This window comes from Citrobacter sp. wls706 (genome assembly GCF_005281305.1).
GTDB classification, from domain to species: Bacteria; Pseudomonadota; Gammaproteobacteria; order Enterobacterales; family Enterobacteriaceae; genus Citrobacter; species Citrobacter werkmanii.
In genome coordinates this window covers 224867-238963 of record NZ_SZXG01000040.1, presented here as the reverse complement: position 1 = coordinate 238963, position 14097 = coordinate 224867, and the positions used below count along the sequence as shown (strand labels likewise).

At 53.1% G+C, this 14097-nt stretch carries 14 protein-coding genes; 7 read left to right on the top strand and 7 right to left on the bottom strand.

Annotation, left to right across the window (positions count from 1 at the left end; all coding sequences use genetic code 11):
• The first annotated feature begins 46 nt into the window (after positions 1-46).
• The 3 genes from FDW92_RS21240 (at position 47) to ghrB (ending at position 3327) form a co-directional block, all read left to right on the top strand.
• A complete protein-coding gene (locus tag FDW92_RS21240) occupies positions 47-985 on the top strand; it encodes a sugar kinase (RefSeq protein ID WP_042311694.1) in 939 nt (312 codons plus the stop codon).
• Positions 986-1049: 64 nt separating this feature from the next.
• Complete coding sequence (locus FDW92_RS21235) at positions 1050-2330, top strand: MFS transporter (RefSeq protein ID WP_042311692.1); 1281 nt, start codon at positions 1050-1052, stop codon at positions 2328-2330.
• Positions 2331-2352: 22 nt separating this feature from the next.
• Complete coding sequence (gene ghrB, locus FDW92_RS21230; protein WP_042311691.1) at positions 2353-3327, top strand: glyoxylate/hydroxypyruvate reductase GhrB; 975 nt, start codon at positions 2353-2355, stop codon at positions 3325-3327.
• A 57-nt stretch (positions 3328-3384) separates the two neighbouring features.
• Here ghrB and FDW92_RS21225 read toward each other — a convergent pair whose 3' ends face one another.
• Positions 3385-4095 carry a DUF3053 domain-containing protein gene (locus FDW92_RS21225; RefSeq protein ID WP_042311688.1) on the bottom strand — a complete coding sequence of 237 codons (711 nt, stop codon included), beginning with the start codon at positions 4093-4095 and terminating at the stop codon, positions 3385-3387.
• A gap of 380 nt (positions 4096-4475) precedes the next feature.
• On the opposite strand from FDW92_RS21225, the gene FDW92_RS21220 reads away from it, so the two are divergent.
• The 3 genes from FDW92_RS21220 (at position 4476) to cueP (ending at position 5985) form a co-directional block, all read left to right on the top strand.
• Positions 4476-4766 carry an HTH-type transcriptional regulator gene (locus tag FDW92_RS21220; protein ID WP_003024273.1) on the top strand — a complete coding sequence of 97 codons (291 nt, stop codon included), beginning with the start codon at positions 4476-4478 and terminating at the stop codon, positions 4764-4766.
• Between the two features lie 280 nt (positions 4767-5046).
• Positions 5047-5259 (top strand): RNA chaperone/antiterminator CspA, encoded by a 213-nt coding sequence (cspA, locus tag FDW92_RS21215; protein ID WP_000014594.1) that lies wholly within the window; start codon positions 5047-5049, stop codon positions 5257-5259.
• Positions 5260-5445: 186 nt separating this feature from the next.
• A complete protein-coding gene (gene cueP, locus FDW92_RS21210; RefSeq protein ID WP_042311683.1) occupies positions 5446-5985 on the top strand; it encodes a copper-binding periplasmic metallochaperone CueP in 540 nt (179 codons plus the stop codon).
• 66 nt (positions 5986-6051) lie between these two features.
• Here the strand turns inward: cueP and glyS are convergent, their stop codons facing one another.
• From glyS to FDW92_RS21195, 3 genes are all read right to left on the bottom strand, one after another.
• Positions 6052-8121 carry a glycine--tRNA ligase subunit beta gene (gene glyS, locus FDW92_RS21205; protein WP_042311682.1) on the bottom strand — a complete coding sequence of 690 codons (2070 nt, stop codon included), beginning with the start codon at positions 8119-8121 and terminating at the stop codon, positions 6052-6054.
• A gap of 9 nt (positions 8122-8130) precedes the next feature.
• Complete coding sequence (gene glyQ, locus FDW92_RS21200) at positions 8131-9042, bottom strand: glycine--tRNA ligase subunit alpha (RefSeq protein ID WP_001168552.1); 912 nt, start codon at positions 9040-9042, stop codon at positions 8131-8133.
• A gap of 95 nt (positions 9043-9137) precedes the next feature.
• Positions 9138-9440: a YsaB family lipoprotein gene (locus FDW92_RS21195; protein WP_042311680.1), complete on the bottom strand. Its 303-nt coding sequence runs from the start codon at positions 9438-9440 to the stop codon at positions 9138-9140.
• A 172-nt stretch (positions 9441-9612) separates the two neighbouring features.
• Between FDW92_RS21195 and FDW92_RS21190 the strand changes: the two genes are divergently transcribed.
• The gene (locus FDW92_RS21190; protein WP_042311996.1) at positions 9613-10608 is read left to right on the top strand and encodes an acyltransferase; all 996 of its coding nucleotides are present in this window, start codon (positions 9613-9615) and stop codon (positions 10606-10608) included.
• Here the strand turns inward: FDW92_RS21190 and yiaB are convergent.
• The 3 genes from yiaB to xylA form a co-directional block, all read right to left on the bottom strand.
• Positions 10605-10970, bottom strand: coding sequence for an inner membrane protein YiaB (gene yiaB, locus FDW92_RS21185; RefSeq protein ID WP_042311678.1), 366 nt, complete (start codon positions 10968-10970; stop codon positions 10605-10607). The genes FDW92_RS21190 and yiaB overlap by 4 nt on opposite strands.
• A 166-nt stretch (positions 10971-11136) precedes the next feature.
• Positions 11137-12591 (bottom strand): xylulokinase, encoded by a 1455-nt coding sequence (gene xylB, locus FDW92_RS21180; protein ID WP_042311675.1) that lies wholly within the window; start codon positions 12589-12591, stop codon positions 11137-11139.
• A gap of 72 nt (positions 12592-12663) precedes the next feature.
• Positions 12664-13986 carry a xylose isomerase gene (xylA, locus tag FDW92_RS21175; RefSeq protein ID WP_042311674.1) on the bottom strand — a complete coding sequence of 441 codons (1323 nt, stop codon included), beginning with the start codon at positions 13984-13986 and terminating at the stop codon, positions 12664-12666.
• Positions 13987-14097 lie beyond the last annotated feature (111 nt).

The window sequence follows — 14097 nt, the reverse complement described above, 5'->3', positions numbered from 1 at the left end:
GGCGGTTACCCGCCATTACGTCGAGCTGCTACGCGAGGAGTAACGCATGAAGAATTCACTGGATGTGGTCACTATAGGTGAAGCGATGGCGATGTTTGTCGCCACGCAAACCGGCGACCTGGCGGATGTAGAGCAGTTTATCAAGCGCGTTGCAGGCGCTGAACTCAACGTGGCGACCGGTATTGCTCGTTTGGGTCTGAATGTAGGCTGGGTAAGCCGCGTAGGTAACGACAGTTTTGGCCGTTTTATTATTAAGTCGCTGGAAAAAGAAGGGATTGATGCGCAGGGAGTCACTCAGGACGAGCGCTTCGCTACCGGCTTTCAGCTTAAATCTAAGGTCGAAAATGGAACCGATCCCATTGTGGAATACTTCCGCAAAGGTTCCGCAGCCAGCCATCTCAGTATTGAGGATTACCACGAGGACTATTTTGCCAGCGCGCGTCACTTGCACCTGAGCGGCGTGGCAGCCGCGCTTTCCGCCAGTTCCTATGAACTTCTGGCGCATACCGCCCGCGCCATGAAAGCTCAGGGGAAAACCATCTCGTTTGACCCGAATTTGCGTCCGGTGCTGTGGAAAAGCGAAGCCGAGATGGTGGAAAAACTGAACCGGCTGGCATTCCAGGCTGACTGGGTTTTGCCTGGTCTAAAAGAGGGAATGATTCTCACCGGACAACAAACACCTGAAGCCATCGCCGACTTTTATCTGCGCCATGGTGTGAAGGCAGTCATTATCAAAACCGGGGCAGATGGCGCCTGGTACAAAACTGCCAGCGGCGAGCATGGCTGCGTCGCACCGGTAAAAGTCGACAACGTGGTTGATACGGTCGGCGCAGGCGATGGCTTTGCCGTGGGCGTGATCAGCGCTCTGCTGGAAGGCCGTTCGCTGCATCAGGCAGTGACCCGCGGCAATAAAATTGGCGCACTGGCCATTCAGGTTCAGGGCGACAGCGAAGGATTACCCACACGTGAACAATTAGGGGAATAAATCCCCGGCCACCGCTGTACCCTACATACAGAGGCGGCGTATCAGCATAACCAGAGGGCAGTCTATGAATAGCTCAACCAATGCAGCAAAACGCTGGTGGTACATCATGCCAATCGTGTTTATCACGTATAGCCTGGCGTACCTTGACCGCGCGAACTTCAGCTTCGCCTCCGCCGCAGGCATTAACGAGGATCTCGGCATTACCAAAGGGATCTCCTCTCTGCTGGGCGCTCTGTTTTTCCTTGGCTATTTCTTCTTCCAGATCCCGGGCGCAATTTACGCCGAGCGCCGCAGCGTACGAAAACTGATTTTCGTCTGCCTGATCCTGTGGGGGGCTTGTGCCTCGTTAACTGGGATGGTCAGCAATATTCCGATGCTGGCCGCTATCCGCTTTATTCTTGGCGTCGTTGAAGCTGCCGTGATGCCCGCAATGCTGATTTATATCAGCAACTGGTTTACGAAATCCGAGCGTTCACGCGCTAACACCTTCTTAATCCTCGGTAACCCGGTTACTGTTTTATGGATGTCCGTCGTTTCCGGTTATCTCATTCAGGCGCTGGGCTGGCGGGAAATGTTCATCATCGAGGGCTTCCCGGCCATCATCTGGGCGTTCTGCTGGTGGGTACTGGTAAAAGACAAACCGTCTCAGGTCGGCTGGCTGTCGGAATCCGAAAAAGCTGCGCTTCAGGCCCAACTGGAACAAGAGCAACAAGGGATCAAAGCCGTGCGTAACTACGGTGAGGCTTTCCGCTCACGTAACGTCATCCTGCTGTGTATGCAGTATTTCGCCTGGAGTATTGGCGTCTACGGGTTTGTGCTGTGGCTGCCGTCCATTATTCGCAACGGCGGCGCAAATCTGGGGATGGTGGAAGTTGGCTGGCTGTCATCCGTACCGTATCTGGCGGCGACGGCAGCGATGATTCTCGTCTCCTGGGCCTCTGATAAACTGCAAAATCGTAAGCTGTTTGTCTGGCCGCTGTTACTGATTGCCGCTTTCGCCTTTATCGGCTCCTGGGCCGTTGGCGCGGATCACTTCTGGCTGTCCTACACGCTGTTAGTTATCGCGGGCGCGGCGATGTATGCCCCATATGGTCCCTTCTTCGCCATCATCCCGGAAATGCTGCCACGCAACGTCGCCGGAGGTGCAATGGCGTTGATTAACAGCATGGGCGCATTAGGCTCATTCTTTGGTTCCTGGTTTGTCGGCTACCTCAATGGCGCAACCGGCAGCCCATCCGCCTCGTACATTTTTATGGGGGTAGCGCTTTTTGCCTCAGTATGGCTAACTTTAATTGTTAAGCCTGCTAATAATTCCCAAATTCCGGTTGGCGCACGCCACGCTTAAATTTTAACTTACGGAGATTCGCATGAAGCCGTCCATTATTCTCTATAAAGCGTTACCTGACGATTTACTGCATCGCCTGGAAGAGCATTTTACTGTGACTCAGGTGCCTAACCTGCGCCCGGAAACGGTCGCACAGCACGCCGAGGCCTTTGCCAACGCCAAAGGTCTGCTGGGCTCCAGTGAAGCCGTCAATACCGCGCTGTTGGAGAAAATGCCCAGGCTGCGTGCGACATCCACAATATCCGTAGGCTATGACAACTTCGATGTCGATGCCCTCAATGCGCGTAAGGTACTGTTGATGCATACGCCAACCGTGCTCACGGAAACCGTCGCCGATACGGTAATGGCGCTGGTGCTAAGCACCGCACGCCGCGTGGTGGAAGTTGCTGAACGAGTGAAGTCAGGTGAATGGACCAAAAGCATAGGGGCCGACTGGTTTGGTACCGATGTCCACCACAAAACGTTGGGCATTGTCGGCATGGGTCGTATCGGGCTGGCGCTGGCGCAACGTGCGCATTTTGGCTTTAGCATGCCGATTCTCTATAACGCCCGCCGTCATCATCAGGAAGCGGAAGAACGCTTCAACGCACGTTACTGCGATCTCGACACGCTGTTGCAGGAGTCTGATTTTGTCTGCCTGATCCTGCCATTAACCGACGAAACACATCATCTGTTCAGTACCGAGCAGTTTGCCAAAATGAAGTCTTCCGCCATTTTCATTAACGCTGGACGTGGCCCGGTGGTCGATGAAAAAGCGTTGATTAGCGCTCTGCAAAACGGCGACATTCATGCCGCAGGTCTGGATGTATTTGAGCAGGAGCCATTAGCGACAGACTCTCCGCTGCTGTCCCTGCCCAACGTGGTGGCCGTGCCGCACATTGGTTCAGCCACGCACGAAACGCGCTATAACATGGCAGCCTGTGCGGTGGATAACTTAATCGATGCGCTGCAAGGAAGAGTGGAGAAGAACTGCGTCAACCCGCAGGTCGCGCAATAAACAAAAGGCCGGGTAGCGCTTACGCTTACCCGGCCTTCTATGTATTACAGCACTCTTTTACTGAGTGGCATTCACCGCAGCAGTCCAGGCTTGAGTAAACGCCTGATGCTGAGCAGCCAACGGGCCAATCAGCGTGTTGTACTGACTTGCCTGTTGTGACGTTGGGAACTGGATACCGTTGGCGACAAAGCTCACCTGCGTATCCTGCTGCGCCACAAAATCACCGACCTGCACCAGTTGCTGCGTGAAGATTTGCGCGGCAGGGATCAGCGGCTGTAGCGCCTCTGAAGGTGCAGTGACGACTTTATTGTAGACCTGGTCAAAGACCGGCTTGAGATCCTCACCCTGCTTCAGCGCGCCATGCGCAGCATCTGCCTGCAGTTTCGCATTCTGCAACTGTTGCCCTAACACACCCAGTGCGCCATTTGCCTGACGCAGCGGTTCACGCTGAGTCACATAATCCTGAGGAACACGAATCGCATTTACGCTATCAACGACCGGGCGCAGACCGGAGTCCATCGCCTGATTAACCTGTTGAGAATAGCCATACAGAATCGCGTAATCGGACACAAACGGGCCAAACTGTTTTTTCTGATCGGCAGTCAGCGTTGGTAAACGCTCCCCGCTACGCATTGCAGTATTCTGCAGAAAATCGATAAACGCCTTGCGCTGATCGCCTTCTTTATCAAAACACCCACTCAGGCCAACTACCATTAAGAGCGCCAAAACAGGCGCAAACCAGCGAGAGCAGGACTTACCTGTCGCCATTTTAATACTCCTTTCACCCAAAAATGCGCACAACGACACCCGCGTGCCAGACGTTGACAAGGATAGTCCAGGTCAGGCTCTCAAGATACCCTTTCCGCGTAATCTTGTGAGGGAAAATAACCGTTCCCGCCCCCCTTTTTTTTGCTAAACAATGCGCCATTCATTACCCAGGGTCGTATTTTCGTCATCTTTACAATCGGGAGTGATCGTTCGGAGATCGCGACCTTAATCAGTTTGTTAGCCTGTAAAGGCTTGTCGCTCATACTCTGCTGAAACGAATCCATCACGCAAACCTTAGATCCGACTTCATTTTTTCCGACTACTCTTAAGGAGCTTCGATGAAATTCACGATCCCGCTGTGTGATTTATAGGAGTTCTCAATGGAATACAAAGATCCAATGTTTGAACTGCTGAGCAGTCTGGAGCAGATTGTTTTTAAAGATGTATCGCAGACAGTTACTCTGACGCAAAAAACCAACCCTTTCACCGAATTTGAACAGCTACGACGAGGGACAGGTTTAAAAACAGATGATTTTGCCCGAGTGATGGGCGTGACGGTCGCGATGGTGCATGAATGGGAGTCTAAACGCGTAAAGCCTTCCACTACCGAATTGAAGTTGATGCGCCTGATCCAGGCCGATCCGAGATTAAGTAAGCAGTTGATGGATTGAACTATTTTTTAATTTTGCTGAAGAACGGTCCGGTAAAAGGGCCGTTCCCTTACGGAGGGTATCCACAAATAAGAAAATAGTAGTTGCATCCACAGGCGTAAAATGAGTTAATGCTCTCAACGGTTTGACGTACAGACCATTACAGCAGTTTAGTAAGGCAAGTCCCTTCAAGAGTTATCATTGATACCCCTCGTAGTGAGCATTTCCTTTACTGTTAAAAAATCTGTAGAGCACGCCATATCGCCGAAAGGCACACTTATTTTTTAAAAGGTAATACACTATGTCCGGTAAAATGACTGGTATCGTAAAATGGTTCAACGCTGATAAAGGTTTCGGCTTCATCACTCCTGACGATGGCTCTAAAGACGTGTTCGTACACTTCTCTGCTATCCAGAACGATGGCTACAAATCTCTGGACGAAGGTCAGAAAGTTTCCTTCACCATCGAAAGCGGCGCTAAAGGCCCGGCAGCTGGCAACGTAACCAGCCTGTAAGCTTAAAAAGCTCAAAATTCTGAATCCCTGCCAAACGGCGGGGATTTTTTTATCTATATTCCGCAATACATCCCACCGAAACGCGTCTTTGCATTACTTTACCCGCCGTACCTTTGACCTTTCCCTAAGGGCAAGCTTTATAGTGAGCCAGTCTGTATTCCATAATGTTCACAAGGAATTGAAGCTATGTCGAAATCCTCACTGCTGCTGGTTTTAGGTTTGCTCACAACGGGTACTGCATTCGCGGCGACCCCGGAAGCCACTTTTCTGGCGGAACACGGACTCAGCGGTAAATCCGTTGAGCAAATCGTAGAGACTATTGACCAGTCGCCACAGAGTCGGCCGTTGCCTTACTCAGCGTCCGTCACCAGCACTGCGCTGAAACTGTCTTCTGGCGATCAGGTTTATACCCTGCCGCTCGGTGACAAGTTCTACCTGTCATTTGCCCCTTATGAATGGCAAACACATCCTTGCTTCAACCATAGTCTGTCTGGCTGCCAGGGCGAAATGCCGGAGAAGACATTCAATGTCAAAGTGACGGACAGTAAGGGAGAGGTAGTGGTACAAAAAGCGATGAAGAGCGGTCGAAACGGCTTCGTCGGGGTATGGCTACCGCGCAATATGGAAGGCACCATCGCAGTAAACTACAACGGTAAATCAGCCGAGTATCCCATTAAGACTATGGAAGACAGCCAGACCTGCCTGACTAAGTTGCAGTTGCGCTAACAACATAAAAAAATGCCGGATAAGGCGGAGACGCCATCCGGCATTTTCTAAGTCAGCTCAGGACCGTTACTGTAGCAGCGAAATATCCGCCACGCGCAGGAACAGCTCGCGCAGTTTTTCGAGCATAGACAGACGGTTAATACGCAGTTCTTTATCTTCTACGTTAACCATGACTTTCTCGAAGAAGGCATCGACCGGTTCACGCAGTGCCGATAGCTCAACCAGCGCTTCCTGGTAATGCCCGGCTGCAAAGACTGGCTCCAGCTTGTCGCGCAGCACCACAACCTGCATCGCCAGCGCAATTTCTTCCGGCTCTTTCAGCGTTGCCGCATTCACGCGGTCGTTCAGCGTTTCTTCAGACTTCGCCAGGATGTTTGATACACGCTTGTTCGCCGCAGCCAGCGCGGACGCGGCTTCCAGCGTACGGAAGTGCGATACCGCCTTCATACGCGCGTCGAAATCAGCTGGACGAGTCGGACGACGCGCCAGCACGGCCTGAATGGTATCAACGGTGTAACCCTCGTCCTGATACCATGCGCGGAAGCGACCGAGCATAAAGTCGATAACGTCATCCACGACTTTCGCGTTGGTCAGCTTGTCGCCGTACAGACGAACCGCTTCCTCGGTCAGCGTTTGCAGATCGAGATTCAGGTTCTTCTCAACGATAATACGCAGAACGCCCAGCGCGGCACGACGCAGCGCAAACGGGTCTTTGTCGCCTTTCGGATGCTGGCCGATACCGAAGATACCCGCCAGGGTGTCCATTTTGTCGGCAATCGCGACGGCACAGGCTACCGGGTTAGACGGCAGGTCATCGCCGGCAAAACGCGGCTGATACTGCTCGTTCAGCGCCACGGCCACATCTTCCGCTTCGCCATCGTGACGCGCATAGTGCATGCCCATCACGCCCTGGGTGTCGGTGAACTCGAAGACCATGTTGGTCATCAGGTCACACTTGGACAGCAGGCCCGCACGCGTTGCGTGGTTCACGTCAGCGCCAATCTGACCAGCAATCCAGCCCGCCAGCGCCTGGATACGATCGGTCTTGTCGCGCAGCGTACCCAGTTGCTGTTGGAACAGCACGGTTTGCAGACGCGGCAGATGATCTTCCAGACGTTTTTTACGGTCGGTATTGAAGAAGAACTCGGCATCCGCCAGACGCGGGCGCACAACTTTCTCATTACCGGAGATAATCTGGCTCGGATCTTTCGATTCGATGTTGGCAACGAAGATAAAGTTCGGCAGCAGTTTGCCATCGTTGGCGTAAACCGGGAAGTACTTCTGGTCGCCTTTCATGGTGTGAACCAGCGCTTCTGACGGAACCGCGAGGAATTTATCTTCGAACTTCGCGGTCAGCACTACCGGCCATTCTACCAGCGAGGTGACTTCTTCCAGCAGGCTTTCGCTCAGATCGGCGTTACCGCCAATTTTACGCGCCGCTTCTTCTGCATCGGCTTTGATTTTCGCTTTACGCTCAGCGTAATCCGCAATCACTTTACCGCGCTCACGCAGGATTTCTGGGTATTGATCGGCAGAATCGATGGTGAATTCCGCTTCGCCCATAAAGCGATGGCCGCGAATCACGCGATCGGACTGAATGCCCAGAATCGTTGCCGGAATCACTTTGTCGCCCAGCAGCAGAGTCACGGTGTGAACCGGACGCACGAAATGGACGTCAGACGCGCCCCAGCGCATCAGTTTCGGGATCGGCAGCTTAGCCAGCGAGGTGGCGATCATGTTCGGCAGCAGCGTTTCAGCGCTTTCGCCTTTCACATGCGCGCGATACAACAACCACTCGCCTTTATCGGTGGTCAGACGCTCGGCCTGGTCAACGGTGATACCGCAGCCACGCGCCCAACCTTCTGCCGCTTTGCTCGGTTTGCCTTCGGCGTCAAACGCCTGAGCAATTGCCGGGCCGCGTTTTTCAACTTCACGGTCAGGTTGCGCTTCAGCCAGGTTCGCGACTTTCAGCGCCAGACGACGCGGTGCGGCGAACCACTCAACGTTGCCGTGCGCGATGCCAGCGTTATCCAGCTCCGCGGTAAAGTTCGCAGCAAAGGACTCAGCCAGGCTGCGCAGTGCTTTTGGTGGCAGCTCTTCAGTGCCGATTTCCACCAGAAAAGTTTTCTCAGACATGGCCGCCTCTTATTTCTCTTTGTTGCACATCGGGAAGCCAAGGGCTTCACGGGAAGCGTAGTAAGCTTCTGCCACTGCTTTGGTCAGGGTGCGAATGCGCAGGATATAGCGCTGACGCTCGGTGACGGAGATGGCTTTACGCGCATCCAGCAGGTTGAAGCTATGGGCGGCTTTCAGAATACGTTCATACGCAGGCAGCGGCAGTGGATTTTCCAGCGCCAGCAACTGCTGCGCTTCTTTCTCGTACTGCTCGAAGCAGGTGAACAGGAAGTCCACGTCGGCATATTCGAAGTTATAGGTGGATTGCTCCACTTCGTTCTGATGGAACACGTCGCCGTAAGTGGTTTTACCCAGAGGGCCGTCGCTCCAGACCAGGTCGTAAACGCTGTCTACGCCCTGAATGTACATGGCCAAACGTTCCAGACCGTAGGTAATTTCCCCGGTCACAGGTTTACATTCCAGACCACCAACCTGCTGGAAGTAGGTGAACTGCGTGACTTCCATACCGTTCAGCCACACTTCCCAACCCAGCCCCCAGGCACCCAGCGTCGGGTTCTCCCAGTTATCTTCCACGAAACGGATATCGTGAATGGTCGGGTCCATACCCAGCTCTTTCAGAGAACCCAGGTACAGCTCCTGAATGTTGTCCGGAGACGGCTTAATCACTACCTGGAACTGATAGTAGTGCTGTAAGCGGTTCGGGTTTTCGCCATAGCGGCCGTCGGTCGGACGACGAGAAGGCTGCACATAAGCAGTCGCCATCGGTTCCGGCCCCAGCGCACGCAGGCAGGTCATTGGGTGAGATGTCCCCGCGCCGACTTCCATGTCCAATGGTTGAACGATGGTGCAGCCCTGGCGAGCCCAGTAATCCTGTAAGGTCAGGATCAAGCCCTGGAAGGTCCTGGTATCAAACTTTTGCATATTATTTCGTGCTGGATACGTGTGGATTTAAAGGAAGCGGTCAGTATACCCGCTGGCTGCAAGATATACAGTACGAAACGGGAAAAAGGGGGAACTTAGCGCATGGAAAGGTGCAAAAACTGCCCGTCTGCATCAAAAGAGCAGACAAAACTCTCTTTACGGAAGGTCGAACCACGCATCTCATAGCTGCCCTGGAATTGTTCCAGGCCGGAGATATCAATTTTCTGCGCGCCGGTGTTATAAAGCTCTGCCGCTTCACTTTTGCACAATGCCGCCATATCGAGCGAACGTGCGGCATTCACCTTTTGCGCCTTCTGCGCAGGTGCAGGCGGCTGTGTGTCGGCGCAGGCTACCAGCATGAGGGTAGCGATCGCGGGAAAGAAATACTTCATCATCATTTTATTACCGCCTGGTTTGCTGGTCAGTCTTATTATTAGTGTCTGGAAACAGATCCTATTTTGAGAATCTCATCAGACCATCTCAAGCTTTAGCGTAAAAACTCAGATTATTCCAGTGAGTTACGTACGCAAAATATCGGTCAGACTTTTTTTAATGGAGACAGAGGAACTGATGCAGCCCAAAATTTTCTGGATTGATAATCTGCGCGGAATAGCTTGTCTCATGGTTGTGATGATCCACACCACGACCTGGTACATCACCAATGCGCACAGCGTCAGCCCGTTGAATTGGGATCTGGCCAATGTGCTCAATTCCGCCTCTCGCGTCAGCGTCCCGCTGTTCTTCATGATTTCGGGCTATCTGTTTTTTGGTGAGCGCAGCGCCAAACCGCGCCATTTCACGCGCATCACGCTGTGCATTCTTTTTTACAGCAGCGTGTCGCTGGCCTATATTCTGTTGTTTACCTCGATCAATGCTGAGCTGTCGCTGAAAAACCTGCTGCAAAAACCGGTGTTCTATCACCTGTGGTTTTTCTTCGCCATCGCTGTCATCTACCTGGTTTCCCCGCTGATACAGGTGAAAAATATCAGCGGCAAGATGCTGCTGGCGCTCATGGTAGTGATTGGGGTGATTGCCAATCCCAACACCGTCTCGCAAAAAATTGGCGGTTTTGAGTGGCTTCCCATCAACCTGTACATCAGTGGCGATACCTTCTATTACATCTTGTACGGCATGTTGGGTCGGGCGATTGGCATGATGGATACGCAAAAGCGTGCGCTCACCTGGCTCTGTGCGGCGTTGTTCATCACCGCGGTGTTTGTTATTTCTCGGGGCACGTTGCATGAACTGCGCTGGCGCGGCAATTTTGCCGATACCTGGTACCTCTACTGCGGCCCGGCGGTGTTTATTTGTGCCGCCTCGCTCCTGACGCTGGTCAAAAATACGCTCAGCAAGCGCACTCTACCGGTACTGGGCCTTATTTCCCGCCACTCGCTGGGCATTTATGGCTTTCATGCGCTGATCATTCACGCGCTGCGCACCAACGGCCTTGAACTCAAAAACTGGCCACCGCTGGACATGCTGTGGATTTTTAGCGCCACGCTGGCGGGTAGCCTGCTGTTGTCCATACTCTTGCAGCGTATCGATACGCGCAGGTTGGTGAGTTAAGACTCACCCTTTTGTTCATTCGGCCCTGGACGCAGGAGTAAAACTTGTCCGGCCAAACACACAAAGAATGCTGCCAGGTATAGCCCCTTTTCGAGGGGCGTTAACGGTATATTCCATATCCCCACCAGCAGTAGCCCTAGCGTTATCAATGCCACCATCTGACACACGGAAGCGAAGCGTTCGTCGTTCTGATTGAGATTTTCAGCACGCTGATAAGCGTACGTCACAAACATTCCCGTCATCAGCGCACCCAGAAAATAGCCTTTGCCGCTTAATAACGGACATGCTCGCCATAAGCCGATAACGTAAATCAGTATGCCAGAGAAAAATAATATCCATGGCAACAGCCTGGTCGTCTTCATTGGGATCTCCTTATCCATCATGGATACAATATGAATAACCCGCTAAAGACAACACAGAAATATGCCACCACACTGGATTTTCAGAATAAATCCATTCGCATCAATTATTTATTTCATTGAAATATATATTTGATAAATCCCCTCTGCTATTCAGAGGGGAAAATCGTCAGGACATCAGCGGCTGTAATTGCTGATAAATACGACGGAAGGTTTCCCGACGCTGTAGGTAAAGCGCATGGCGCTCAGCATCAGGATAATGCGCCTGTTCCAGCGTAAGCTGAGGCAGTATGTCTGCTAACGGCTGCTGCGGATTCATAGCGATTTGCGCCAGTCGCGCCGCACCAAGTGCAGGGCCGACATCACCGCCGGTACGGTAATCCAGCTGCAATCCGCTGATGTCAGACAACATCTGACGCCAGTATGCGCTGCGCGCCCCGCCGCCAATCAAGGTAATGCTGGCAGGCTGCACGCCGCACGCATGCACCACATCCATACCGTCAGCCAGCGCAAAACCCACACCTTCCAGTACCGCTCGCGCCAGTTCTGCCGGACCATGCTGATGCGTCAGACCGAAAAATACGCCCTTCGCCTGCGGGTTATTATGCGGCGTACGTTCACCGGACAGATAAGGTAAAAACCAGACCGGCTCGGCGTCTTCATTCGCCTGTTGCGCTGCGGCGATCAACGCAGGTACGCTCGCCTGTCCGGTTAATTTCGCTGCCCAATCCAGGCAGGATGCTGCGCTCAGCATCACGGACATCAGGTGCCATCGTTCCGGCAAAGCATGACAAAAACTGTGTACCGCGCTTTCCGGTTTGCTGAGGAAGCCGTCGCTTACCGCAAAATAGACGCCGGATGTACCCAACGAAAGCATCGCCTGACCGGCATTCATCATGCCCACGCCAACCGCCCCCGCCGCGTTATCACCGCCCCCGGCAACGACCGCAACCTCACTCATTCCCCAGTTCCGGGCGACTTCTGGCAGCAATGTTCCGGTAATCGCACAACCTTCGTATAGCGCAGGCATATGCGCACGAGACAGCTTACAGGCCGCCAGCATGACATCACTCCAGTCACGTTTGGCGACATCCAGCCACATCGTACCTGCCGCATCAGACATATCGCTGGCAAAATCGCCGGTCATACGCAGACGCAGGTAATCTTTCGGCAACAGCACTTTATCAATCTGGCTGAAAATCTCCGGTTCGTGGCGCTGCACCCACAGCAACTTTGGCGCGGTAAAGCCAGGCATCATCAGGTTGCCAGTAATAGCACGAGACTGCGGAACCTTGTTCTCCAGCATTATGCACTCTTCACCGCAGCGGCCATCGTTCCACAGGATAGCGGGACGTAATACTTTCTGTTGCTTGTCCAGTAACGTCGCGCCGTGCATCTGGCCGGCAATCCCTAACGCTTTCACCTCACTGAGCGAATGCTGCTGGCCCAGCGCTTTTACGGCGCGATCCGTTGCCAGCCACCATTGTTCAGGGTCCTGCTCTGACCATAACGGATGCGGGCGCGAGACCGTGAGTTTCTCCGTTTGCGAAGCGATCACATCGCCCTGCTCATTCAGCAGAATGGCCTTTACGCCTGAGGTGCCTAGATCTATCCCGATATACATAGCGTATCGTTCCTTAAAGAAAGGCCCGGCAGCGCGTAGCTTTCCGGGCTTACGGACGTTCTCAGAAACCTGTTATTTGTCGAACAAATAATGGTTTACCAGATTTTCCAGCAGTTCCTGATGACCGCTCTGGTGCACTGGCGCCAGGTTATGTTGTTCAGCGTACTGCGCAATTTCCGTCAGCGTCATCTGCCCTTTCAGAATTTGCTGGCCCAGCTCACCATTCCAACCGGCATAGCGCTTGGCCACGCGCTGATCCAGGCCACCGTCCTCAATCATACGGGCCGCAATTTTCAGCGACAGCGCCATGGTATCCATTGCGCCAATATGACCATAGAACAGATCGTATTTATCGGTGCTCTGACGACGGACTTTGGCGTCGAAGTTCAGACCGCCGGTGGTGAAGCCGCCCGCTTTGAGGATTTCGTACATCACCAACGCATTCTCTTCTACGCTATTCGGGAACTGGTCAGTATCCCATCCCAGTTGTGCGTCACCGCGGTTGGCATCGACAGAGCCAAACAGACCCAGCGCGATAGCAGTGGCGATTTCATGATGGAAGGAGTGACCCGCCAGCGTGGCGTGGTTGGCTTCGATATTCAGTTTGATCTCTTTTTCCAGGCCAAACTGCTTGAGGAACCCGTAAACGGTCGCTGCATCGTAGTCGTACTGGTGTTTGGTTGGTTCCTGTGGCTTCGGCTCGATAAGTAAAGTGCCCTGGAAACCCGTTTTGTGTTTGTGCTCTACCACCAGTTGCATAAAGCGGCCAATCTGTTCACGTTCCTGACGCAGATCGGTATTCAGCAGCGTTTCATAGCCTTCACGACCGCCCCACAAAACATAGTTTTCGCCGCCTAGCTTATGCGTGGCATCCATCGCCGTGACCACCTGCGTGGCAGCCCAACTGAACACTTCCGGATCCGGGTTCGTGGCCGCGCCCGCGCCGTAGCGTGGATTGGTGAAGCAGTTTGCCGTTCCCCACAGCAGTTTCACACCACTCTGTTCCTGTTTTGCCGCCAGCACATCAACCATCTGCGCAAAGTTGTTTTTGTACTCTTTCAGCGACGCGCCTTCCGGCGAGACATCCACGTCATGGAAGCAGTAGTAAGGGACGTTCAGCTTGTGAAAGAACTCAAATGCGACATCCGCTTTGCGTTTCGCCAGCGCCAGTGCTTCTCCGGGCTGCTGCCACGGGCGATCGAAAGCGCCCATGCCGAACATATCCGCACCGTTCCAGCAGAATGTATGCCAATAGCAGGCGGCAAAACGCAGATGATCTTCCATGCGTTTGCCCAACACGATTTCGTCAGGGTTGTAATGGCGAAATGCGAGCGGGTTAGTAGATTTAGTCCCTTCAAAACGAACACGATCGAGTTGGTCGAAATAAGCCTGCATAATAAGCTCCATAATCAGGTAATACGGCGAGTAAACTGCGATATAGCTATACTGGAATTTCCTGATTTATTGCTCAATTACGTTATTTCACACCGCCATTAAGAGAATACC

What these genes read in the sequence shown, in the direction of transcription:
- FDW92_RS21240 (WP_042311694.1), top strand. Translation starts at nt 47, where the DNA reads ATGAAGAATTCACTGGATGTGGTCACTATAGGTGAAGCGATGGCGATG.
- FDW92_RS21235 (WP_042311692.1), top strand. Translation starts at nt 1,050, where the DNA reads ATGAATAGCTCAACCAATGCAGCAAAACGCTGGTGGTACATCATGCCA.
- ghrB (WP_042311691.1), top strand. Translation starts at nt 2,353, where the DNA reads ATGAAGCCGTCCATTATTCTCTATAAAGCGTTACCTGACGATTTACTG.
- FDW92_RS21225 (WP_042311688.1), bottom strand. Translation starts at nt 4,095, where the DNA reads ATGGCGACAGGTAAGTCCTGCTCTCGCTGGTTTGCGCCTGTTTTGGCG.
- FDW92_RS21220 (WP_003024273.1), top strand. Translation starts at nt 4,476, where the DNA reads ATGGAATACAAAGATCCAATGTTTGAACTGCTGAGCAGTCTGGAGCAG.
- cspA (WP_000014594.1), top strand. Translation starts at nt 5,047, where the DNA reads ATGTCCGGTAAAATGACTGGTATCGTAAAATGGTTCAACGCTGATAAA.
- cueP (WP_042311683.1), top strand. Translation starts at nt 5,446, where the DNA reads ATGTCGAAATCCTCACTGCTGCTGGTTTTAGGTTTGCTCACAACGGGT.
- glyS (WP_042311682.1), bottom strand. Translation starts at nt 8,121, where the DNA reads ATGTCTGAGAAAACTTTTCTGGTGGAAATCGGCACTGAAGAGCTGCCA.
- glyQ (WP_001168552.1), bottom strand. Translation starts at nt 9,042, where the DNA reads ATGCAAAAGTTTGATACCAGGACCTTCCAGGGCTTGATCCTGACCTTA.
- FDW92_RS21195 (WP_042311680.1), bottom strand. Translation starts at nt 9,440, where the DNA reads ATGATGATGAAGTATTTCTTTCCCGCGATCGCTACCCTCATGCTGGTA.
- FDW92_RS21190 (WP_042311996.1), top strand. Translation starts at nt 9,613, where the DNA reads ATGCAGCCCAAAATTTTCTGGATTGATAATCTGCGCGGAATAGCTTGT.
- yiaB (WP_042311678.1), bottom strand. Translation starts at nt 10,970, where the DNA reads ATGAAGACGACCAGGCTGTTGCCATGGATATTATTTTTCTCTGGCATA.
- xylB (WP_042311675.1), bottom strand. Translation starts at nt 12,591, where the DNA reads ATGTATATCGGGATAGATCTAGGCACCTCAGGCGTAAAGGCCATTCTG.
- xylA (WP_042311674.1), bottom strand. Translation starts at nt 13,986, where the DNA reads ATGCAGGCTTATTTCGACCAACTCGATCGTGTTCGTTTTGAAGGGACT.